This window comes from Salinisphaera sp. SWV1 (assembly GCF_052044155.1).
GTDB lineage: Bacteria > Pseudomonadota > Gammaproteobacteria > Nevskiales > Salinisphaeraceae > Salinisphaera.
In genome coordinates this window covers 1-21,135 of sequence record NZ_JBQDYE010000015.1, presented here as the reverse complement: position 1 = coordinate 21,135, position 21,135 = coordinate 1, and the positions used below count along the sequence as shown (strand labels likewise).

Genomic DNA, 21,135 nt, shown 5'->3' with positions numbered 1-21,135 from the left:
TACACTTATCTAACTCGTGTCTGACCCCTTATCTCTCGCTCGTCGAATCGTGTCTGACCCCTTATCTACAACAGGCCGAGCGGTTTTCGCGCTGGTCACTGTAACGGCCGCGATCTATAGCGCGGTGTTCAGCTACTGGAACGGCCCGCACCGCGGCGGGCCGGACATCCAGGCGAATCGCGTTTATTTACGCAACGCCAACGAGCCGCGCTTCTGGGCGGACGGCACGCTCAACGGCCGACGCCCGCGCCGGCCTCCGGACACCATCGAGCCATAATCACGCCCCACTCGGCCCGGCTTGCGTTTGACGTAAAATTTGGCCGGATAAACGCCGCGGCCAGCCTCGGGCTACCCGGCGGCCACGGTAACCGACCGCGAATCCGCCGATCGCGCGGGCTTCATGTTGTTCAGCACTGGCAGAAAGCCGGGCCCGAAGCGGCTGGGCCGTCGATAATTATTGAAAGTCCGCACGATTTCGACGACGATATGCGACTCGGCTATTATTTACGTGCCGCGCCATGAATTCGCGCACAGTGTTCATCTACCCCGCTTCGACGCTGGTCATCGGCGCTGTTGTGGCGGGCATTTGTTTTTTATGGCGTACGCCCCACGATCCGGTCGTGGCCCAGCGGCCGGCACCGCCTGCTGCCGCGGTGGCGAGCCGGCATTCGGCCGAGCCAACTGTTTCAAAATGGGCCGTAGCGCCACCGCGGGCTCACGCGCGGCTGGCCTGGGCGCCAATGGATAGTCTGTCGCCGTTGAAGCCCGAACGTCATCACGACGCGAGCGTCGTCACCATCACGCGGGCAAGCGTGCCACCGCCACTCAATCTCAAACTGCCCGCCAATACGCCGCGCGATGTGCCACTGACGAATGAAAGCCGCGCGTCGCTTGTTTTGACCGCTCATTCGGTGCGGGCGCCGCTGGCCGGCCCGCTGGCAACGGACGCGCAACAGAATACCGGCAGCGACAATGCGGCCGCCGCGGCGCCGGACACGCACCTGTTTAACCGAAACAACGGCCTACGCGGCTTCATGGCGCACAACTGGCTCAACAAGAGCGTAGGCGTCCAGGGCGGACTGGCAATCAAGGATGAGCGGCTGCGCCAGAGCAGCGGCGGCGGTCTCCGCGGCAACATGGCCGTCGGCATGGGCGTGCTCCTCGCGTTCTGAGGCCGAGCGGTGTGGTTCGAGACCCAAGGCCGCAAGCCGGGATAGAGAGAGTCCGGCGCGGGCCGGATCGTGGCCCGACTCGGGCGCCGTTTGAGTTGTGTACAGGTGACTTCGATCTGTCGGATTACGCCTGCGGCTGATCCGAGCTACGCGGTCTGCTTGGCCTCCGTCTGCGGGCGCGGACCAGAGGCTGTAAGCCGGCATCGCGCGCTACGTGACTAAAGCCGTCCGTCCGTTTCGTCGGCGGCGAAGGCGTATTTCACGTCGTAGACGATATGCATGGGCTTGCAATAACTGCGCACGGTGTCGCTGCCGGCCTGGCGGAATTCACGGTGCGCGACGGCCACGATGGCGGCGTCGTAGGTGCCGGGTTGCGGCGAATCGACCAATGTCAGCCCATATTCGTGGGTCACCTTCGCCGGATCGGCCCACGGGTCGTATATATCGACGGCTGCATCCATGGCCTGCAATTCGTGCACGATATCCACTACCCTCGTGTTGCGTATATCCGGGCAATTTTCCTTGAACGTCAGCCCCATGATGAGCACGCGCGCGCCGTTCACCTGGATCTTGCGCCGCAGCATCAGGCGCACGACTTCGTGCGTGATATAACGGCCCATGCCGTCGTTGATGCGCCGCCCGGCGAGGATGATGTCCGGGTGGTAGCCCACCGATTGCGCCTTGTAGGTCAGGTAATACGGGTCCACGCCAATGCAATGCCCGCCGACCAGGCCCGGCTTGAACGGCAGGAAATTCCATTTCGTGCCCGCCGCCTCGAGCACTTCCTGGGTGTCGATGTTCAAGCGCCCGAAGATCTTGGAGAGTTCGTTGACCAGCGCGACGTTGATATCGCGCTGGACGTTCTCGATCACCTTGGCCGCTTCGGCCACCGTGATCGACGAGGCCCGATGCACCCCCGCCGGCACGATCTGCCCGTACAGTGCCACCAAACGATCCGCGATCTCGGGCGTGGAGCCGGCCACCACCTTCACGATATTGGCCAACCCGTGCTCGGTATCGCCGGGGTTTGCGCGCTCCGGGCTGTAGCCGACGAAAAAGCCTTCGTTGTACACCAGCCCCGAGCCCGCGGCGAGAATCGGCACACAGCGCTCTTCGGTCGCCCCCGGGTACACCGTGGACTCGTACACCACGATGTCGCCGCGCGACAGATAAGGCGCGAGCGCGCGCGTGGCCGATTCCAGCGGGCCGAAGTCCGGCACCTTGGCATCCGTCACCGGCGTCGGTACGGACACGATATAGATATTCGCTTGGGCCAGATCCGCCGGATCGGACGAGAACGACAGCCCGTTCGAGGCTGCCAGCTGCTCGGGCGAAACTTCACGCGTGAAATCATGGCCGTCGCGCAGCTGAGCGACGCGTTTTCCGTCGATATCGAACCCGAGCGTTGACTGATGCCGGCCAAATGCCACCGCCAGCGGCAACCCAACATAGCCGAGGCCCAGAACCGCCAACCGGTCGCTTGCCGGCATATTCGTTTCCGACACGTTCCACCCTCTTTATTATTCTGGGCGCTACGCGAAAGCCGCGCGCTCGGCCCGAGCCCGTTGTCCTGCGATCATACCGAAACTCGCAGGCGCCGGGGGCCGGACCGGCTATATGCGAAAAACCCGGAACGCCATGCGGCAGATCCGCGTCGGAGGCGTCACATGCCCGGTATAATCAGGTCCGCCCCATATGCAGCGTCACCACTGGATTGCTCATGACCATTCTCGTCACCGGCAGCGCAGGTTTCATCGGGTTTCATGTCGCCCAGCGACTGCTGGATCGAGGCGAGCACGTGGTGGGCGTCGATAATTTCGACCCGTATTACGACGTCGCGCTCAAGCGTGCCCGCGTGGCCGTGCTCGAAAACAATCCGGCGTTCGAACAAGTCGAGCTCGACATCGCCGATCGTCAGGCCATGCCGGCACTGTTCGCCGAACGCGGCTTCGAGCGCGTCGTACATCTGGCCGCCCAGGCTGGGGTACGGCATTCAATCGACCATCCACATGATTACATCGACTCGAATGTCACGGGCACCTTGAACGTCCTCGAAGGCTGTCGGCACAACAAAGTCGACCACCTGGTATACGCCTCCACCAGCTCGGTGTACGGCGCTTCCACCGACATGCCCTTCTCGCCCGGCGGCGACGCCAATCACCCGCTGGCCATTTACGCCGCCTCGAAACGGGCCACGGAGTTAATGGCGCACTCCTACTCGTATCTGTACGGCCTGCCGACGACAGGCCTGCGATTTTTCACGGTATACGGCCCCTGGGGCCGGCCCGACATGGCGCTGTTCCTGTTTACTCGCAAGATGCTGGCGGGCGAGCCCATCCCGGTGTTCAACCACGGCAAACACCGGCGCGACTTCACCTTCGTGGACGATATCGCTGAAGGCATCGCCCGCGTCCTCTATAAAACCGCCACACCGGACGAAAACTGGAACAGCGACGCCCCCCGTGTCGACCGCAGCCCCGCACCCTGGCGGATCTACAACATCGGCAACGGCAACCCCGTGCCGTTGATGGACTACATCAACCGCCTCGAGGAATGCCTGGGCATCACGGCCGAAAAGGAAATGCTGCCCATGCAGGCCGGCGACATCGAAGCGACCCACGCCGATGTCCATGGCCTGTTCGAAGCCGTTGGGTACCGCCCCGAAACCACCGTCGACGAAGGCGTGAAGAAATTCGTGGACTGGTATCAGAGCTATTACGGCTGAACCGACTCACGTCAACCACTCGGCCTATGCGAACAGAACAAAGCCCGCTGATCTCACGAGCCAAACACCGATCGGATCGCACGAGGCCCACTAATACGCGTTCTTGTGCACGAATCCCTTGAAGATCGTGAGGAAGATGATCTTCAGATCGAACCACAGCGACCAGTGCTCAATGTAATACAGATCGTGCTCGATCCGCTTTGTAAGGTCGGTCGAGCCGCGCCAGCCATTGACCTGGGCCCAGCCCGTGATCCCGGCCTTCACCATGTGCTTCTGCATATAGCCGGGAATTTCGGCCTTGAACTGGTCGACGAAAACCGGCCGCTCCGGCCGCGGCCCGACAATCGACATGTCTCCGCGCAACACGTTGATGAACTGGGGCAGTTCATCGAGGCTGGTCCGCCGCAGAAAACCACCGAAACGCGTCGAACGCGTCTCGCCTGCCCGCGCCCAGACCGCGCCGGTTCGGGACTCCGCATCCACGAGCATGGACCTGAACTTCAATATGGTAAAAAGTCGACCATTCCATCCCATGCGTTTCTGACGAAAGAAGATCGGCCCAGGAGAACTCATCTTTACGCCAAACGCGAGTACCAGCAACAACGGACTGATGAGCGCGAGGATGATCAAGGCTAGCGTCCGATCTTCGACCGCCTTGATCACCCGACTCAGCCCATGCATGGGCGAGACGTTCAGATTCAGCATCGGCACGCCGAGAATTTCCGTGACTGGATGCTGGATGAGACGCATACCGCGAAGATTGGGCACAAGGCGCATGGTAATGGGGCTATGGCGAAAGTCCCACAACACACGGTCAATCAGCGCCTGCTGATCGAGCGGCAAGCAGAGCCAGATTTCATCCACATGGAAGCGGCGCGCAAGGCGCTCGGTCCGGTCCTGATACGCCACCACTCGCACATCGCCGAGCTTCTGGTTTCCGTCGTGATCGATCATCGCCACGGCGATAACCTCCCAACCGGTGGAAGGCGTTGCCTTTACCCGTGCCAAGGCTTCTTCGGCTAGTGCGCTGTCGCCGACAATGAGGATTCGACGGTGATTCAACCCGCGAGCGCGAAGTTCACGCAAGGTGACAAATGTCGCCACCCGCCCCACAACCAGCAATGCCCAGGCGCAACCCGCCCAGGTGGCGACCCATAAGCGCGAATAACTATCGCTTTGTTTGACCGCGAAACCGACCAGGATCAAACCGAGCATGACGCCCCCCCACCCGAACGTTACGGCCCGGAACTGATCCACGAGGTTACGACCGCGCCACGAGTCGTAAAGCTGCAGTGAAGGGAACACACTGACTGTGAGCAGAAGCGCGACAATGACCGGACCGCGGTAATGCGCCCCGAGGCCAAGCGCATCAAACCGCCAGAAGTAAGCGAGGTAGGCCCCGGCACAGATCATCGCCAGATCGACCAACACATAAAGCGCGACCGAAATATTACCGTGCTCTCTAAGAAAACCGCGTTGGAACATGCCTCTTATTCACCAATTCAACTACGCGATTTTACACGCTCGGGCTCGAAAACGGCTTAGCCCTATCGAACCTCCAGCCGACCCATGGAAAACGCGTTAGGTACAAGATTTTACAACGGAAAAAGCATGCGCCGCCGAGCCTCCTGCGGATATACGATGCCGCTACCAATTCGAGCCCGGCGTATACCGGTGAAAGCGGTAGGCACCCCGGCGATTTCGCAGTACTACCGCAATCGCCTTGAACAGCATCTTAAGATCCGGCCCAAGGCCCTGCGCTCAAACATAGGCGCAATCCAAGGCAATACGCTATCGATAATCGGTAATGGGTATCGCGACAGCCGATGCGGCGCCAAAGGCCGCGCATGCCCGGGCATGCCGAGAGGTCGAGCCGCCCATGACCGCCATAACGCACAAACTCATGTTTCCACAATCGGCCGCGGACCAACCAGGAACATATCGCCAACCACCACACGCAACGACTGAAGCAGCTCATCCAAGCTCGACCGCCTAAGAACAGCCCCCAAACGGAGTCACCCCGCGATCTTTTTCAACTCCAAGTTCGTCTGCCATTCAACACGCGTATCCGCGCAGCTGTTGCAGGCACACTTCTACACCCGGGTATATACCGCGAAATTTCCGCACGCCATGCCCGACCGAACAAAATATGCGCAACAAAGCGAAGTACGCCAATAAACGATTAGCAAAACAAAGAAGGGAAGAAAACGAGAATCGGGCCACCGTACAAGTCCACTGCCGGTTTCGCGCCCGCCGGCGGCCCGCGTCAGACGACCGCGCAACTCGCGCGGTATAACGTCTGCCGATTGCAGCTGGCAAATTCCGTACAAATAGCCCTCGTGCCCGACTACTATTATCAATAAGGCATCAAAACAGCCGACTTCATCCGCTGTTTTCAACGCCATGAAAATAAAAGCAGTCGCCTTTACATCGTTTATTTTCAAAGGCTTAGCGGCCAATAGCCGCGACGAGCATGCGGTCGTATACTCGCGCTATTAGCCCGAAGAATCATCTATTTTGTGCCGTGTTAATAGTATACGACGAAGGCGCGGTGCTGCTCACTAACCCGCATGCGCGCTCGCCCGGATGGATCTCGGCACATCAACAAACGCCACCCATTCGTTATCCACCCGCCGAATATCCTCCATGCACCTGGGCTAGCCAACCGTCAACAGCTTCCTTCATGCGGTGATGAAATCGCTCCTCCGAGAAGGTTAGGGCATGCGCCCGGATAGCCGCGCGGTCAATGGTCGGCTCCCACTGCTCAAGACGCTCCAGAGCCGACATCAGAAATTCGGGCGTTTGGTGAGAAAACAGCAAACCCGTTTCACCGTCTATAACGGTTTCGAGCGCGCCACCTCGCCCGTAAGCGAGCACTGGCGTGCCGCAGGCCATGGCCTCTATCGGCACAATTCCGAAATCTTCCACTCCGGGAAAAACCAGCGCGCGCGCTGACTCCAGAAGCTCCTTCACACGGGCGTCATCCACGCGCCCGAGGAACTCCACGTTACCTGGCGCATTTCGCCGCAACTCATCTCTGAAATCCCCCTCCCCGACCACAAGCAATCGCATCGACGAGCGAGCGCGGAAAGCCTCAATCGCGATATCTGGACGCTTATACCGGGTCAGCTGCCCTAATAGCAGAAAATAATCGCCCTTCTCGTACACACATTCAAAGCGCCCAACATCCACCGGCGGATGAATGACCTTCGCATCGCGCCGATAACACTTCCGAATACGTGCACGGATGAAATGCGAGTTCGCAATGAAGTGGTCTACGCGATCGGCTGAGGCTCGGTCCCATAGCCTTAAATAATGCGTTAGCGGAACCATCATTGCGCGCGTTAATCGACCGGCCGCCTCGCGGTAATCCGGATACATATCCCATAAATAGCGCATCGGGGAATGGCAATAGCAGATATGTAACGTGTCTGGACCAGTCAACACCCCCTTCGCCGGCCCGGACTCACTGGAAATTACCAAATCATATTCACGAAGATCCAGCTGCTCAAGCGCAAGGGGCATCAACGGCAAAAGCCTTTGATAATGTTTGCGCGCGCCAGGAATACGGGCAATGAACGTTTCACGCACATAATGCGCCTTGTTTAAAGCACCAAATCGCTCACGGTCGATCACATGCGTGAATACGTCAGCATCAGGAAAAAGCTTGCATAAAGAATTTACAACCTTTTCCCCTCCACGATCCGTTACAAACCAATAGTGAACCAGGGCTATACGTAAATTCGGCATGGACTATCAGACCAGTTTAGATTTGAACCGCCCCGGGTTTACTGAAGACTCGTGGGTTTGAGTCACGCCACTTCGGTAGCCGGGGCAATTGTGTCAAAGAATTTGGCTTCCGCCTCGGCCGGGGAATATCGCCGATCGGCTCGAACAGATGCTGATCATTGAACTAGTCGACCTAGACCAGCACCGGGAACTCGACCACGGCACGGTGGGTCACGGCCCGTCGTGCTGAGGAATGATACCAACGGTCATAAACATCGATCGACGCACGGCCCGTCACGATACGTGATGGCGTGCATTCGACCGGTGGCCCGCGCATCTGGCCGCCGGCGGCATCACGCTGGCCCGCGCCACACTGACCCGACTGGTGGCCCGAACAGCGGCCTTGCTCTGCCCGATCCATTTCGCCCAGCTCGAACATCTGCTGCAAAGTGGGGTCCTGGCGATGGACGAGACGCCCTTCAAGGCCGGGCGGGCCGGCCCGGCAAGCTGCGGCCCAAGTCCGCTATGCCGAGGCCCGGTCGGGCGTCATCCATGCCCAGCGCAGGGCGCGCATATCCGCCGGGGCTTCGAACGGGTGCTGGACAGTGATCCCCAGGCGCAACACGCACTGACGCTGATCGGTGACTTGTTACCAGACCGACGCCACAATCCGGCAAAAACAATGCACAGGCCCCAACAAACAGGCCGCGCGAACGAAATACCGCGGACCGGCGGTCCGGGCGTTCCGGCAATGGTGCGGCCAGTGCCTGGATCTGGAGCCCAGTCATCCCCTGGCCAGGGCGGTGGCCTGCGCGTTCCGAGCGCAAGGCGTCGCTCGAAGTCTTACTCGGCGATCGCGAGGTGCCAATTGACACCAACCATCTGGAACGTGGTCTGCGGCCGATCCCGATGGGGCGTGGCAACTTGGCTGTTCTGTTGGATGGAAGCCAGCACCGAGCACATGGGCATCATCCAGAGCCTGATCGCCACCTGCCGGCTGCATGGCATCGATCCGTATATCTATCTGGTGGATATGCTCCAACGGGTCGGCATTCATCCGGCGAGCGGCGTCGCCGCACTCATCCCGCGGCGCTGGAACGAACACTTCGCCGACCAGCCCCTACGTTCCGATCTCGACCGCTTCGACAATAACGTCTCCGAATAGTCGGTTACGTGGTTCTAAAAGCGACTGATCTCGCTCGATGCCTCGACCATCGGTCTCTGTCTGTCGGTCTTTCCCTGCACGAAGTTCCGCACCACAAAAGGCGCGGTCAAGCTGCATGTCGGGCTGAATCACGACGGTTATCTGCCGTGCCTTGTGGTGCTCACCGACGGTGCGACCCGCGATGCCATCGTGGCGCGCAGGGAGGGGCGTGCCACGCGACAGCAGCGTCGTGACGGACCGCGCCCCCACAACGACTACGCCTGGTTCAATGCATTGACGGGCCAGGGCGTGCTGAGCAGCAATTTTTATCTGGCCGCCAGGACCCTCCCCGATATCTACAAGGCGCGCTGGAAGATAGAACTCTTTCCAGGTTCGTCAACCAGAACCTGAGGATCAAGTCGTTAGTGGACACCTCTCCCGGAATACGGTCCCGGCGCAGATCTGGATCGCCTGATGTATGCGTTTATCTGCTTCGGACGTCAATTAAATTCAGTAGTCGTATCGATCGCAGCCCGGGGCAGATAACTCGATTGCTGCAGCTCAACTTGTGCGAGCGCCGAGACCGGTTTCGGCTGCTCCGCGGTGATCAGCCCGATGCCACTGCGTCGGCCCGACCCGGGCTGCTGCGAAACCTGTGGCACAGCAGTGATTGCTCGTACATAAGCGTAGAATTTTGTTAAACCCTATCAGGCAAGGTTACCGCTCAGCTGCCTTTCGCCGAGCTGCTCACGTCGGCACTGCCCCTGACATTGCCCAGCTGATCAACGACGCGGACCTTGTGATACTGCCCTTGTGGCAAATGCAGGGCCACACATTGGGTGATCATCGCCTGGCTGACGGCTGCATCCAGCCGCGGGGCGTGCCAATCCATGCCGATGGTCAGCACATTATTCTTGATGCCGGTTTTCTTGCTGGCGAGCTGGATGTCGTAGCCACCAGTCGGGCGCTGGCCCATTTCGACGATGAGTACACCGTTGCGCGCCATCTTCGGGTTAAAGCCGTTGACGTTGCGGTAGTCGATCCAGTTTTGAAAGGCGTCGGGATCGGCAAAGTAATGTACTTCGGAGGCTTGCGACGGCGTGCCGCAATACGTGCTCTTGCCCACCACCGATACACCCGATGCGCTGCTACCAAGGTGGAGCGTACTGCAGCCGGCTATGGCAACGGAGGCGATTAAAAGCAGGCCAAGACGCATTAGGGACATACGGGTGGCACCAGCGGTTCGAGTCGAAGCGCGGGAGGATAGCACAACGTGTCAGGTCTACCGACACGTTCAAAACACACTGTCTTCACCGTGCGGTACCGGCGGCGGCGACGAGCGAACGCTCGAGGTAGCCGTGTGTGATTAGATACTCGACAAGTTGGTCCACGCAGCCGGTGATGTCCTTCTCCGCGGTGTGCAGATGCACCTCGGCGTGTTCCGGCGGCTCGTACGGTGCGCTGATGCCGGTGAAGTTGGGGATGCTGCCGGCGCGGGCCTTCTTGTACAGCCCTTTCGGGTCGCGCTGCTCGCAGATTTCCAGGGGGGCATCGACGAACACTTCGACGAAATCTTCCTCGCTGGACAGGGCCCGCGCCATTTCGCGGTCCCGGCGGTACGGCGAGATGAACGCGGTGAGGTTGATGATGCCGGCGTCGCGGAACAGCTTGGCCACTTCGCCGATCCGCCGGATATTCTCGATCCGGTCTTCGGGCGTGAACGACAGGTCGCGATTGAGCCCTGTGCGGACGTTGTCGCCGTCCAGGCGATAGGTGCGGCAGCCCATGTTGGTGAGCCGCTCTTCGAGCGCGACGGAGATGGTGGATTTGCCCGAACCGGAGAGGCCCGTGAACCAGATGGTGAGGCCGCGGTGCCGGTTGATGGCTTCGCGCCGTTGCCGGTTGACCGAGCCTTCGTGCCACACGATATTTTCTGTATTGCTCATGGGTTCGAGCCTATGCCCTCATCTGAACGGTTTGCGGGTGTTCCGTCAGCGACCGCCGGCCGCGAGTTGCCGAAGGAGCGCTGGAATGACATCGGCGGCACGCCCTGCGCACTTTACATGGCACAATTCCGTGATTGGCGTGTCCGCGGGATTGATCTCTATTGCCGTGCCCCGCCCCGATGCCGCGGCGTATACGGGCGCGGCAATGTATTCGAAAACCGCCGTGGTACCAATCATTAGTACCACGTCGAAACCGCGGGCGAGTTCGCGCTGATAACGTTCCAGCGCCGAACGCGGCAGCGTTTCCTCGAACAGCACCACCGCCGGGCGCTCCACCCCCGCGCAACGCGCACACAGGGGCGGCCATCGTCGCAAGCCGGCGTAGTCCGGCACGTCGCGGGATTGTCCGCAGCGCACGCAGAACAGACGATGAATATTGCCGTGCATTTCGATCAGCTGGCGCGTACCCGCGGCCCGATGCAGGCCATCCACGTTCTGCGTGACCACGCATAAATGGTCGACATGTTCGGCCAGCGACACGAGCCCCCGGTGGCCGGCATTGGGCCGTGCGCCGCGACAGGCCGACTCGATCTGCGCCAGATATTTCCAGGTCAGCGCCGGCTCGCGCGCGAACATCGGGCCCGAGAGCGCTTGTTCGATCGGCACCCCGTCGGCCGTGGCCTGGTCATTGTATAAGCCGCCCACACCGCGGTATGTCGGCATGCCCGAGTCGGCGGACATGCCGGCACCGGTAATCGCGAGCACGCGCGAGGCCGAGCCAAGAGCGTTTGCCGCACGGGCGATGTTGTCGTCGAGCGAACGTGACATGGTGCGCAGTATGCCGGAGGCCGAATGATGAATGTAGGTGGCCGGCCCGGTGCGCCGCGGACGCAGACCGTTGTGCCCCCGCGGCGCGGGGTGGCGAGTGGGCCAACCGCCCGGCCCGGTTGGTGGGGTTGGCGTTTGTGGGGGGATTCGTTGGCGGCGCGCTTCGACATGTGGGGCGGCCGCGGCTTGGGCGGTTTGGTCTGGTGGGTAGGCGTACTTCTGTCGGCTTACGGCCTGATATGGATTGCATCGCAAGCATTTGTGCCAAAAAGACTTTTTTTGGCGCTGATTTTAGCCTATCCCGAGGGCATCATGGATTGCGATGCAATCCATGTGGTCTAACCCGACCTGCGCGCCTTGTTTCGGCTGTTGTGGCTCGGATTCATCGGAGGCGTCGTCCGGCATGGGACGGCCGTGGCACGGGCCGGCATCCGGCTCGGATTGACCCGCGTACGATACGTGACCCGACCCTGCAGGAGCCGCGATTGGCTGGTATCCGAAATCTCGTCATCGTGCTCGGCGATCAGCTGGATCGTGGACTGTCGGCGCTGGACGACTACGATCCCGCACGGGATGTGGTCTGGATGGCAGAAAACCAGACCGAAGCGACGCATATGTGGTGCCACAAGCAACGGCTGGTGCTGTTTTTCGCCGCCATGCGCCATCATCGCGACGATCTGCGCGCACGTGGGTTCCGCGTCTGGTACCACGCGCTGGATGTGGATGGGCGGTGCGACAGCGGCGTCGATTTCGCGGCGATCCTGACGACCGCGGTGCGCGAGCTCGGCCCGAAACGGCTGGTGATGAGCGAATGCGGTGATTATCGGGTACAGCGCGTGCTGGCCGATTGCGCGAAGCATCAAGACCTACCCCTGCAGGTTCGGCCCGACCGCCACTTCTATTGCGGTCTCGATGCCTTCAACGACTGGGCCGATGCCCGGGGCTCGCTGACGCTGGAGTACTTCTATCGCTGGATGCGGCGCACCGAGTATATTCTGATGGATGGCGACCAGCCGGAAGGCGGCCAATGGAACTTCGACAAACAGAACCGCCGCGCCTTTGGCCGAGACGGCCCCGGCAAACTCCCGCACGTCCGCGGCTTTCGACCCAACGCGATCACGCGCGGCGTTATCGATATGGTCGCAGCGCGATTCCATGACCACCCGGGCCAGATCGAGGGCTTCGACCTGCCCGTCACCCACGATGAAGCGCGTACCGCGTTGCGCGATTTCACCGACCATCGGCTCGCGTTGTTCGGCGACTACCAGGATGCGCTCTGGACCGACATGCCGTTCGCCTATCACTCCCGCCTGTCCGCCGCGCTCAATCTTCATCTGGTCGGCCCGCGCGAATGCGTCGACGCGGCCATCGCGGCTTACGAGTCCGGCAAGGCGCCGCTGAACAGCGTCGAGGGGTATATCCGCCAGGTGCTGGGCTGGCGTGAATTCGTGCGTGGCATCTATTGGCGTGAAATGCCCGGCTATGCCGGCCGGAACGCGCTGCGCGCCGAATTACCGGTGCCGCGCACGTATTGGGACGGCGACACCGATATGGCCTGTGTTGCCGACGCCATGCGCAACGTGGTGGACAATGGTTACGCCCATCATATCCAGCGGTTGATGGTGCTCGGGCTTTTTGCGCTCCTGGCCGGCGTGCACCCGTACCGCTTTCACGAGTGGCATATGGCCATGTATCTGGATGCCATCGACTGGGCCAGCCTGCCCAACACGCTCGGCATGAGCCAGTTCGGCGACGGCGGCCTGCTTGGAACCAAACCGTATTGTGCATCAGGCAATTACATCAACAAGATGAGCAATTACTGCAAGCATTGCCAGTTCGATTACAAGCAGGCGAGTGGCGACAAAGCGTGCCCGATAACAACGCTTTACTGGGATTTCCTCGACCGCAATCTCGAGGCGTTTCGCGATAATCCACGCATGGTGTTTCAGGTCAAGAATCTGGAAAAGAAACGCGCGGATGCGGGATTGATGGCGGCCATTCGTCGCCAGGCTCGTACGCTCCGGCAGCAGATCGAAGACGGCGAGCGAATTTGATAACGCGGCGCGGCAGGATAGGGCCGATGGGTTCGACATGAGGCGTACCGGCGTACGGACGCGGCGTTTGATCGCCGGGGCCTCAGTGTCGGCTTACGGCCTCCGGCCTGATATGGATTGCATCGCAAATATCTGTACCAGAAAGACTTTTTTGGCGCTGATTTTGGCCGATCCCCAGGGCATCATGGGTTGCGATGCAATCCATGTGATCTAAGCCGACCTACGCGCTTTGTTCGGCCTTTGGACCCGTCGCCAATGACTTGCGCGCTATCATCTGTTGTTTCGGGGTCTGCGTACGCCCAGTGGTGTATCGATCGACGAGTGAGCTTCGATGAAAAAACGCGTGATTATCTGGTTTCGGCGCGACTTGCGGCTGGCGGACAATCCGGCGCTGCACGCTGCGATCGACGCCGGGTTCGATTCGATCGTACCGGTGTTCATCCATGCGCCCGACGAACTGGGAGACTGGGCGCCGGGCGGTGCGCAGCGCGTCTGGCAACATCTTTCGCTTGCGGCGCTGGACACCGATCTTCAAGCGCTGGGCTCGCGGCTGGTGATTCGTCAGGGGCCGACGATAGCCGCGCTGGATGCGTTGATCGAAGAAAGCGGTGCATGCGCGGTCTACTGGAATCGGCTGTACGATCCGAGCACGATCGCTCGCGATAAACAGGTGAAGCGCCACCTCGAGGAGGCAAACATCCAGGCCGCGAGCTTCAATGCCGCCTTGCTGCACGAACCGTGGACTGTTTCGACCCGGCAGAATACGCCGTACAAGGTGTTCACGCCGTTCTGGAAAGCCATTCGCGACGACCCGGTGCGCAATCCACTCCCCGCCCCCGAGGCATTGCCGGCGGTATGGTCCCGGATTGGCTCGGAGGCGCTGTCGGACCTGGGCCTGCTGCCGGATATCCGATGGGATACGGGTATCCGGCAAGCGTGGCGGCCGGGCGAGAACGGGGCCCACGCGCGTCTGGAAACCTTTGTGAACGACACGCTCGGCGGCTATGGCGAAAGCCGTGAGCGCCCCGCGCAGCCGGGCACGTCGTATCTTTCGCCGCACCTGCATTTCGGTGAGATCGCGCCCCGCCAGATCGTGCATCGCCTGGCAGAGTGGCTGCACGACCACGGTAATGAATCGCATCGTAAGCATGCGAATATCTTTCTCAGCGAAATCGGCTGGCGTGAGTTCGCACACCACGTGTTGTTCCACTTTCCGAATACGCCCGATGAACCGCTCGATCCGCGGTTCAAGCATTTCCCCTGGACCCACGATGACGAGGCCCTGCAAGCCTGGCAGGCCGGCCGCACCGGGGTCCCGATGGTAGATGCGGGCATGCGCGAGCTTTGGGCGACCGGCATCATGCACAACCGCCTGCGCATGACGGTGGCGTCGTTCCTGACCAAGAATCTGCGGATCGCCTGGCAGCATGGCGAACGCTGGTTCTGGGATACGCTCGTGGATGCCGATCTGGCGAACAATACGCTCGGCTGGCAATGGGCGGCGGGTTGTGGCGCCGACGCTGCCCCATTCTTCCGTATATTCAATCCGGCACGCCAGGGCGAGCGTTTCGACGCGGACGGCGCGTACGTCAGACGTTGGGTTCCCGAGCTAAGCGGTCTGCCGGACAAACATATTCATCGGCCATGGGCCGCGCCACAGAAAGTGCTCGACGATGCCGGCGTGACGCTGGGCCAGACCTATCCGAACCCGATAGTCGATCTCAAGGCTTCGCGCCAGGCGGCGCTCGACGCGTTCGATCGGATCAAGAATACATAGCCGTCGGTGATTTGCGGCAACGATCTGGCTTTTGCAGGTCGGATTCGCCGGTGGCGTAATCGGACGTACGGGCCGGCCCGGGCGAATTGGGTGGTTCGCCGGGCGCGCGGGCCTGTCGGCTTACGGCCTGTGGCCTGATATGGATTGCATCGCAAGCATCTGTGCCAAAAGACTTTTTTTGGCGCTGATTTTGGCCAAGTCCAAAGGTATCATGGATTGCGATGCAATCCATGTGGTCTAAGCTGACCTACTCGCTTCGATCGAGCTGTTGTAGGCCTGATTCGCCGGAGGCGTGATCCGACATCCGGAGCGGGGCTGGCATGTGCATGTGGGTGCCGGGCTTCCATTCATAAAAAAGGACTCCCGAAGGAGTCCTGAGGTGGCGTTCCCGTATTGTTTTTCTGCAGCTTTGAAGCTGCGGCTGCCGGGATTCTTTATTTCGCCGTGTCGTGGATTGTTGTTCTCCGTCCCCTCCGAGAGACCGCGCGATACGGCGCCAATGCGTTGATTCGTTAGTGGCCCTCGGCGCGTATACTTTGTTTTACGCCGCACGCCGGCTCGGGTCAACGTATCGGCCGTTAGACCTTAGACGAACGATTTCATTTTTCCTATTATCATCATACCTTTAGCAAGGTATCGCGATAGTAGGACAGCTCCTCGATCGAGTCGCGAATGTCGTCCATGGCCAGGTGACTCGAATCCTTGGAGAAGCCGCTCGCCACTTCGGGCGCCCAGCGGCGGGCAAGTTCCTTGAGGGTGCTGACATCGATATGCCGGTAATGGAAGTAGGCCTCCAGTTCGGGCATGTAGCGGGCGAGAAAGCGGCGATCCTGGCAGATGCTGTTGCCGCACATGGGCGAGCGGCGCGCGGGCACGTAGCTTTCAAGAAACTCGATGGTGCGGCGCTGGGCTTCGACTTCATCAACACTCGAGGCGCGAACCCGCGCTACCAGCCCGGAGGCGTTGTGCTGGCGCGTGTTCCACTGGTCCATTCCCTGCAGCCGATCATCACTCTGGCGGACGGCCAGCACCGGCCCTTCGGCCAGCACGTGAAGATTCGCGTCGGTGACCAGCGTGGCGATTTCAATGATGCGATCGGCGTCCGGGTCGAGACCCGTCATCTCGAGGTCGATCCAGATCAGGTTATCGTCGGCGTAGCTCATGGGTTCTTCTTGATTCCTAAACTTGCATTGTGCGCGAGACGTTCGCCGACGACCACCCACCGGGGTTCGTCACGGCGGCGGGCAGTGTTATCGTGACATCGAACAGTTCGCAACCAAGTCACGCTTATGAATGCGCTCGCGGATCAGAAATGCGCCCCCTGCGAAGGCGGCACCCAGCCGATGACGGGTCAGACGGTGACCGATCGCATGAAGCAGCTCAGTGATCATTGGCAAAATGCGGATGACGAGAAGATCGTAGGCCAGTTCAAGTTCAAGAACTATTACCAGACCCAGGCATTCGTGAACGCCGTGGCGTACATCGCGCACTGCGAAGATCATCACCCCGATATCACGTTCGGTTACAACAGCTGCCGCATCGAATTGACCACGCACGCCATCGGCGGCCTGTCCGACAATGATTTCATCAGCGCAGCGAAGATCGACCGCCTGTTGAATTGATACGCGGCCGGCCAGGCCCGGCGCAGCCGCTACCGCCCGCTTGTCTTTCGTTTACAGCGGCCGGCGGCCGGAGAACGCCTGGCTCAGAGTGCCGGCGTCGACGTACTCGAGCTCGCCCCCCACCGGTACGCCGTGGGCAATACGGGTGACACTGGCGCTGTTCTGGCGCGCGAGGTCGGCGATGTACTGAGCGGTCGCCTCGCCCTCGACGGTGGCGCCGACCGCGAGTATCAGCTCCGCCACCGGCCCACGGACCAGACGATCGCGCAGAATATCCAGGCCGAGTTGCTCGGGGCCGATACCGTCGATGGGCGACAGATGGCCCATGAGCACAAAATAGCGCCCGTCGAAGTTGGTGTTCTGCTCGATGGCCATGACATCGGCCGGACTCTCGACCACGCACACACGGCTGGCGTCCCGCTGCTCGTTTCGACAGATCTCGCAAAGCTCGGCTTCGGCGAACATCCGACATTCGCGGCAATGCCGGATGTTGGCTATCGCCGTCTGAATCGTCTGCGCCAGATGGATACCGCCCTCGGGCTCGTTCTGAAGCAGATGAAACGCCATACGCTGGGCGCTTTTCGCGCCCACGCCGGGCAGTACGCGGAAAGCGTCGATCAGCCGGGATAAAGCGGGAGCAAAGGCCATGGCGGTTTCGTGGTGCACATCGTCTGGGCCGAGGCCGCGATTATGCCGGAATGCGGCCTGCTTCTGGGGGCTTGTTGCTGCCGGCAGGTGCCGCAGCCCGGGCTGATCGGCATGACGAGGGGCGCGGCGGTGGCTGGCGCAGGGCTTCGGTCTGCGCGTCTGGACCGGCTCGCCGGGTGCGCGGGGCTCTGTCGGCTTACGGCCTGCGGCCTAAGCCGACCTACGCGCTTCGGCCGGGCTGTTGTTGTAGGTGGATTAAGCCGGAGGCGTCATCCGACATGGACGCCAGGCGCGAGGCCCGCGCGTTGCACGGGCCTCGATCGGCCGTCTAGAACGGCAGGCTCATGCCTTCCGGCAGTTCCATGCCGCCGGTCAGCTCGGACATTTTTTCCTTGCTTGCGGTCTCCACGTGTTGAACGGCGTCGTTGATTGCCGCGGCCACGAGATCCTCGAGGAACTCCGGGTCTTCTTCCAGCGCGGACGGGTCGATATGCACTTTTTTGACTTCGTGCTTTCCGGTCATCACGACCTTGACCAGGCCGGCGCCGGACTCACCCGTGATTTCCATCTGCGCCAACTCTTTCTGGGCTTCCTGCATCTTGCCCTGCATGGCCTGGGCCTGTTGCATCATTTTGCCGATGGAACCTTTCATTGATCGTCTCTTTGCTGCATCGCGCCCGGTGAGCGATGGGGTTTGATCGTTTCGGGACGCAGCCGGGCACCAAGCTGGCTGCGCAATTGCTGAATGATCGGGTCATTTTCGATGGATGCAACCGCGTCCTGCTGCCGCTTTTCGGCATTGGCCTCGATACGCTTGGCCGGCGTGTCGTGCAGCTCGTCCACCACGTTGATCTTGAGGTGCGGGGGCGCGGCCGTGCCCCAGGCATCCGACAGGGCCGATTGCAGCCGCTCGCGGGCATCCTCGGTAGCCAGAAACGCGTTCGCACGGGCCAGATCGAGCTCGATCAACGCGTTGTCGAGATGGCGGCATACGCCGTTGTTGGCAAGCTGGGCGGCGAACCCGCGAACATCGAGACGCGGAACGAGCGCGTGCCAATCCTCGGGGTGATCGCGGGTCGACGAAAAATCGAACGTGTCGCCTGTGGCCTCGGGCGCGTGCCCGGTGTCTGCCTCGGCCGCGTCCGCCGCCCGCGACGAATCGACAACCGCGATAGCCGGATCAAGCGGGCTTTGTTCCGGCGTGCCAACCGCCGTCACGGCGACCTCGTGGGTCGCCTGACGCTCCGCCTCGGGCTGCGCCTGTGCAGAACTCGTGTGCGCGGCGGCGACGGTCAGCCCGCCCTGTTGTCGCTGGGCCCCGCCGGCCGATTCGCGATCTGGGGAAGCCGGCGCAACCGGCGCCGGCACCTCCTCGGCCGCCGCGCGATTCGCCGGGGCTGGCGTCGCGGCTTCCTCCGCTGCTGGGGCGCTTTGCTCGTTAATCGCCGCAGGCCGTTCGGCAACCGCTGGCGCAAGGTCGGCCGGCGCTTGTGCAAACGGTTCCGACACGGCCACGGATGGCCCTGCGGCATCGGGCGTGACGGACTGCTCAGCGGGCGTGACCGTCGTCGACTCGTCTGATCCGCCGTCTTTTTTGCCCTGCAGCTGCGCGCGGGCGCGGGCCATCGCTTCGCGCGCGCTCTGCTTGCGATCCGCCGGGGCACCCTGTTCCGGCACCTCGGGCCCGCGCGCGACGGGCGCCGGCGAAGTGGTCGACGCGGGCACGGGGTTATCGCTGCATGCCGGGGCGAAAGCCAGCATACGTAATACCGACATCTTGACGCCGACCAACGGATCGGGCGCATTCGGCAAGTCGCGTATGCCGGCAACCGTAATGTCGTAGAACAACTGTGTGACACGCGGATCGAGGCGATCTGCCGAGGCCTGCCAACGCGCGCTTTCGTCATCGATTGCTTCGCCGACCACCTGCACTGTGGCGATGTGCTGCCAGGCGGTTGCGATCGCCTCGAGCAGGTATCGCATGTCGATGCCCTGGGCATAGAGCGATTCCAGCGCAATCAGGGCGGCGGTGGCTTGCGCGTCGATCACCGCGTCGATCAATTCGGCGACACGCGCTTCGCCAATCGTGCCGAGCATGTCGCGCACACCGTCGACGTCCAGATGACCGCCACCGAACGCAACGGCCTGATCCAACAACGACAGGCCGTCGCGCATACTGCCGTCGGCACCGCGGGCGAGCTCGGCCAGCGCTTCCTCGTCAGCCGACAACGACTCCGCGTCCACAATATGGCGCAGCCGATCGGCGATACGCGTTGCCGACAGACGTTTCAACGGAAATTGCAGACATCGCGAGAGGATGGTCACCGGGATCTTTTCCGGTTCGGTCGTCGCCAGCAGGAACTGAACGCGTGGCGGCGGCTCCTCGAGCGTCTTGAGCAGCGCATTGAAGGAATGCTTGGTCAGCATGTGCACCTCGTCGATGAGGTACACCTTGGTGCGGCCGCGCGTGGGTGCGTACTGCACGTTGTCCATCAGATCGCGGGTGTCGTCGACACCGGTACGCGACGCCGCATCGACTTCGATCAGGTCGACATAGCGGCCTTCGTCGATTTCGCGGCAGGTGGCGCAGGCCTCCTCGCCGACGCAGGGCGACGCGCTTACGCCGCGCTCGCAGTTCAGGCATTTGGCAATAATGCGCGCGAGTGTGGTCTTGCCCACGCCACGCGTACCGGAAAACAGCAGCGCGTGATGCAGCTTGTCGCCGTCAAGCGCGTGGGTAAGCGCGCGGACGACATGCTCCTGGCCCACGAGCTGATCGAAGCGGCGGGGCCGCCATGTTCGCGCCAGCGCTTGAAAACTCATGCGGAGAAACGTGACCTGACGTTACAGGACACTAGCGGCGCTTGCGTCATGAGGCGAACCATCCTGGAACGAATGCGGCTGATCTTCTCAACTATCGCGGCATGGCCCGGACGTTTCAAGCGGGAACGTCGGCCGCGTCAACAGCCAGGGCCCGCCCCTCACCCAGCGAAGGCCATCGCCCGCGCTGCCCGCGGGCAGATAAAGGTGGCGGCCCGCGCCAGCGACACCCCGGCGCCCGAGTCCGCCGCTACCGCTGCTCCCTTCCGGGCCTGACGGGGTTTACGGCATATCGTCGCGGGGGCACCGACGCGGGCCACCATTGCAAACGAGTGCTTCGGTTTTCGCGCCGACGCACTTTGTTGGCGGAGAGGGAGGGATTCGAACCCTCGGTACGGGGTTACCGCACACACGCTTTCCAGGCGTGCTCCTTCGACCGCTCGGACACCTCTCCTAAAACGGCTGCAGATTGTAACTGATACGTCGCCCTTGCGGGCGACCGGAGAGGGAGGGATTGTAAAAATCGCTTTTGGCGATTTTTATCCTCCGGACTCACAAGCCAAGCTTGCTCGCGTCAGCCGCTGTGCGGCTGGTCGAACCCTCGGTACGGGGTTACCGCACACACGCTTTCCAGGCGTGCTCCTTCGACCGCTCGGACACCTCTCCTAAA

At 61.6% G+C, this 21,135-nt stretch carries 19 protein-coding genes, 2 tRNA genes, 1 other RNA gene and 2 pseudogenes; 10 read left to right on the top strand and 14 right to left on the bottom strand.

Annotated elements, in window-relative coordinates:
- The first annotated feature begins 49 nt into the window (after window positions 1-49).
- Window positions 50-277 (top strand): hypothetical protein, encoded by a 228-nt coding sequence (locus ACS8YF_RS09170; protein WP_440849916.1) that lies wholly within the window; start codon window positions 50-52, stop codon window positions 275-277.
- A 463-nt stretch (window positions 278-740) separates the two neighbouring features.
- Window positions 741-1,172 (top strand): hypothetical protein, encoded by a 432-nt coding sequence (locus ACS8YF_RS09165; protein WP_440849915.1) that lies wholly within the window; start codon window positions 741-743, stop codon window positions 1,170-1,172.
- A gap of 218 nt (window positions 1,173-1,390) precedes the next feature.
- Here ACS8YF_RS09165 and ACS8YF_RS09160 read toward each other — a convergent pair whose 3' ends face one another.
- Window positions 1,391-2,662 carry a nucleotide sugar dehydrogenase gene (locus ACS8YF_RS09160; protein WP_440849968.1) on the bottom strand — a complete coding sequence of 424 codons (1,272 nt, stop codon included), beginning with the start codon at window positions 2,660-2,662 and terminating at the stop codon, window positions 1,391-1,393.
- A gap of 230 nt (window positions 2,663-2,892) precedes the next feature.
- Here ACS8YF_RS09160 and ACS8YF_RS09155 point away from each other — a divergent pair, with 230 nt between their 5' ends.
- Window positions 2,893-3,897 (top strand): NAD-dependent epimerase, encoded by a 1,005-nt coding sequence (locus ACS8YF_RS09155; protein WP_440849914.1) that lies wholly within the window; start codon window positions 2,893-2,895, stop codon window positions 3,895-3,897.
- A 90-nt stretch (window positions 3,898-3,987) separates the two neighbouring features.
- On the opposite strand, the gene ACS8YF_RS09150 is transcribed toward ACS8YF_RS09155, so the two are convergent.
- The 3 genes from ACS8YF_RS09150 to ACS8YF_RS09140 all read right to left on the bottom strand — a co-directional run bounded on the left by ACS8YF_RS09150 (window position 3,988) and on the right by ACS8YF_RS09140 (window position 7,647).
- Window positions 3,988-5,382, bottom strand: coding sequence for an undecaprenyl-phosphate glucose phosphotransferase (locus ACS8YF_RS09150; protein ID WP_440849913.1), 1,395 nt, complete (start codon window positions 5,380-5,382; stop codon window positions 3,988-3,990).
- A 416-nt stretch (window positions 5,383-5,798) separates the two neighbouring features.
- Complete coding sequence (locus tag ACS8YF_RS09145) at window positions 5,799-5,906, bottom strand: sugar transferase (RefSeq protein WP_440849912.1); 108 nt, start codon at window positions 5,904-5,906, stop codon at window positions 5,799-5,801.
- Between the two features lie 613 nt (window positions 5,907-6,519).
- Window positions 6,520-7,647 (bottom strand): glycosyltransferase, encoded by a 1,128-nt coding sequence (locus ACS8YF_RS09140; RefSeq protein WP_440849911.1) that lies wholly within the window; start codon window positions 7,645-7,647, stop codon window positions 6,520-6,522.
- A gap of 316 nt (window positions 7,648-7,963) precedes the next feature.
- Between ACS8YF_RS09140 and ACS8YF_RS09135 the strand changes: the two are divergent.
- The 3 genes and pseudogenes from ACS8YF_RS09135 to ACS8YF_RS09125 form a co-directional block, all read left to right on the top strand.
- Window positions 7,964-8,053: pseudogene (locus tag ACS8YF_RS09135) on the top strand (hypothetical protein); the annotation flags it as partial.
- A gap of 395 nt (window positions 8,054-8,448) precedes the next feature.
- A pseudogene (locus ACS8YF_RS09130) lies at window positions 8,449-8,791 on the top strand (transposase domain-containing protein); the annotation flags it as partial.
- Window positions 8,792-8,944: 153 nt separating this feature from the next.
- Entirely contained in the window at window positions 8,945-9,181 is a 237-nt protein-coding gene (locus ACS8YF_RS09125; RefSeq protein ID WP_440849910.1) for a hypothetical protein, read from the top strand.
- Between the two features lie 313 nt (window positions 9,182-9,494).
- Here ACS8YF_RS09125 and ACS8YF_RS09120 read toward each other — a convergent pair whose 3' ends face one another.
- From ACS8YF_RS09120 to ACS8YF_RS09110, 3 genes are all read right to left on the bottom strand, one after another.
- Window positions 9,495-9,995 carry a hypothetical protein gene (locus ACS8YF_RS09120; RefSeq protein WP_440849909.1) on the bottom strand — a complete coding sequence of 167 codons (501 nt, stop codon included), beginning with the start codon at window positions 9,993-9,995 and terminating at the stop codon, window positions 9,495-9,497.
- Window positions 9,996-10,080: 85 nt separating this feature from the next.
- Window positions 10,081-10,716 (bottom strand): adenylyl-sulfate kinase, encoded by a 636-nt coding sequence (gene cysC / locus ACS8YF_RS09115; RefSeq protein WP_440849908.1) that lies wholly within the window; start codon window positions 10,714-10,716, stop codon window positions 10,081-10,083.
- 45 nt (window positions 10,717-10,761) lie between these two features.
- Window positions 10,762-11,544, bottom strand: coding sequence for an NAD-dependent protein deacylase (locus tag ACS8YF_RS09110; RefSeq protein WP_440849907.1), 783 nt, complete (start codon window positions 11,542-11,544; stop codon window positions 10,762-10,764).
- Window positions 11,545-11,694: 150 nt separating this feature from the next.
- On the opposite strand from ACS8YF_RS09110, the gene ACS8YF_RS09105 reads away from it, so the two are divergent.
- From ACS8YF_RS09105 to ACS8YF_RS09095, 3 genes are all read left to right on the top strand, one after another.
- Window positions 11,695-11,886, top strand: a complete 192-nt coding sequence (locus ACS8YF_RS09105; protein WP_440849906.1) for a hypothetical protein — start codon at window positions 11,695-11,697, stop codon at window positions 11,884-11,886.
- A gap of 143 nt (window positions 11,887-12,029) precedes the next feature.
- Window positions 12,030-13,598 (top strand): cryptochrome/photolyase family protein, encoded by a 1,569-nt coding sequence (locus ACS8YF_RS09100; protein ID WP_440849905.1) that lies wholly within the window; start codon window positions 12,030-12,032, stop codon window positions 13,596-13,598.
- Window positions 13,599-13,929: 331 nt separating this feature from the next.
- Window positions 13,930-15,375, top strand: coding sequence for a cryptochrome/photolyase family protein (locus ACS8YF_RS09095; RefSeq protein ID WP_440849904.1), 1,446 nt, complete (start codon window positions 13,930-13,932; stop codon window positions 15,373-15,375).
- A gap of 617 nt (window positions 15,376-15,992) precedes the next feature.
- Here the strand turns inward: ACS8YF_RS09095 and orn are convergent.
- Window positions 15,993-16,538, bottom strand: coding sequence for an oligoribonuclease (orn, locus tag ACS8YF_RS09090; RefSeq protein ID WP_440849903.1), 546 nt, complete (start codon window positions 16,536-16,538; stop codon window positions 15,993-15,995).
- A 126-nt stretch (window positions 16,539-16,664) separates the two neighbouring features.
- Between orn and ACS8YF_RS09085 the strand changes: the two genes are divergently transcribed.
- A complete protein-coding gene (locus ACS8YF_RS09085) occupies window positions 16,665-16,997 on the top strand; it encodes a 4a-hydroxytetrahydrobiopterin dehydratase (RefSeq protein ID WP_440849902.1) in 333 nt (110 codons plus the stop codon).
- Window positions 16,998-17,048: 51 nt separating this feature from the next.
- Here the strand turns inward: ACS8YF_RS09085 and recR are convergent, their stop codons facing one another.
- From recR to ACS8YF_RS09055, 6 genes are all read right to left on the bottom strand, one after another.
- On the bottom strand, window positions 17,049-17,645 hold the full coding sequence (recR, locus tag ACS8YF_RS09080) for a recombination mediator RecR (protein ID WP_440849901.1): 597 nt from the start codon (window positions 17,643-17,645) through the stop codon (window positions 17,049-17,051).
- A 328-nt stretch (window positions 17,646-17,973) separates the two neighbouring features.
- Window positions 17,974-18,297: a YbaB/EbfC family nucleoid-associated protein gene (locus ACS8YF_RS09075; RefSeq protein WP_109994828.1), complete on the bottom strand. Its 324-nt coding sequence runs from the start codon at window positions 18,295-18,297 to the stop codon at window positions 17,974-17,976.
- A complete protein-coding gene (dnaX, locus tag ACS8YF_RS09070) occupies window positions 18,294-20,468 on the bottom strand; it encodes a DNA polymerase III subunit gamma/tau (RefSeq protein WP_440849900.1) in 2,175 nt (724 codons plus the stop codon). Before dnaX ends, ACS8YF_RS09075 begins: the two co-directional genes overlap by 4 nt.
- A gap of 212 nt (window positions 20,469-20,680) precedes the next feature.
- Window positions 20,681-20,777: signal recognition particle sRNA small type (gene ffs / locus ACS8YF_RS09065), an RNA gene on the bottom strand.
- A 51-nt stretch (window positions 20,778-20,828) separates the two neighbouring features.
- A tRNA-Ser gene (locus ACS8YF_RS09060) sits at window positions 20,829-20,919 on the bottom strand.
- A gap of 46 nt (window positions 20,920-20,965) precedes the next feature.
- Window positions 20,966-21,131 (bottom strand) — tRNA-Ser (locus ACS8YF_RS09055).
- Window positions 21,132-21,135 lie beyond the last annotated feature (4 nt).

Coding starts and splice junctions, on each gene's coding strand:
- ACS8YF_RS09165 (WP_440849915.1), top strand. CDS start 741: ATGGATAGTCTGTCGCCGTTGAAGCCCGAACGTCATCACGACGCGAGC.
- ACS8YF_RS09160 (WP_440849968.1), bottom strand. CDS start 2,662: ATGCCGGCAAGCGACCGGTTGGCGGTTCTGGGCCTCGGCTATGTTGGG.
- ACS8YF_RS09155 (WP_440849914.1), top strand. CDS start 2,893: ATGACCATTCTCGTCACCGGCAGCGCAGGTTTCATCGGGTTTCATGTC.
- ACS8YF_RS09150 (WP_440849913.1), bottom strand. CDS start 5,382: ATGTTCCAACGCGGTTTTCTTAGAGAGCACGGTAATATTTCGGTCGCG.
- ACS8YF_RS09140 (WP_440849911.1), bottom strand. CDS start 7,647: ATGCCGAATTTACGTATAGCCCTGGTTCACTATTGGTTTGTAACGGAT.
- ACS8YF_RS09120 (WP_440849909.1), bottom strand. CDS start 9,995: ATGTCCCTAATGCGTCTTGGCCTGCTTTTAATCGCCTCCGTTGCCATA.
- cysC (WP_440849908.1), bottom strand. CDS start 10,716: ATGAGCAATACAGAAAATATCGTGTGGCACGAAGGCTCGGTCAACCGG.
- ACS8YF_RS09110 (WP_440849907.1), bottom strand. CDS start 11,544: ATGTCACGTTCGCTCGACGACAACATCGCCCGTGCGGCAAACGCTCTT.
- ACS8YF_RS09095 (WP_440849904.1), top strand. CDS start 13,930: ATGAAAAAACGCGTGATTATCTGGTTTCGGCGCGACTTGCGGCTGGCG.
- orn (WP_440849903.1), bottom strand. CDS start 16,538: ATGAGCTACGCCGACGATAACCTGATCTGGATCGACCTCGAGATGACG.
- ACS8YF_RS09085 (WP_440849902.1), top strand. CDS start 16,665: ATGAATGCGCTCGCGGATCAGAAATGCGCCCCCTGCGAAGGCGGCACC.
- recR (WP_440849901.1), bottom strand. CDS start 17,645: ATGGCCTTTGCTCCCGCTTTATCCCGGCTGATCGACGCTTTCCGCGTA.
- ACS8YF_RS09075 (WP_109994828.1), bottom strand. CDS start 18,297: ATGAAAGGTTCCATCGGCAAAATGATGCAACAGGCCCAGGCCATGCAG.
- dnaX (WP_440849900.1), bottom strand. CDS start 20,468: ATGAGTTTTCAAGCGCTGGCGCGAACATGGCGGCCCCGCCGCTTCGAT.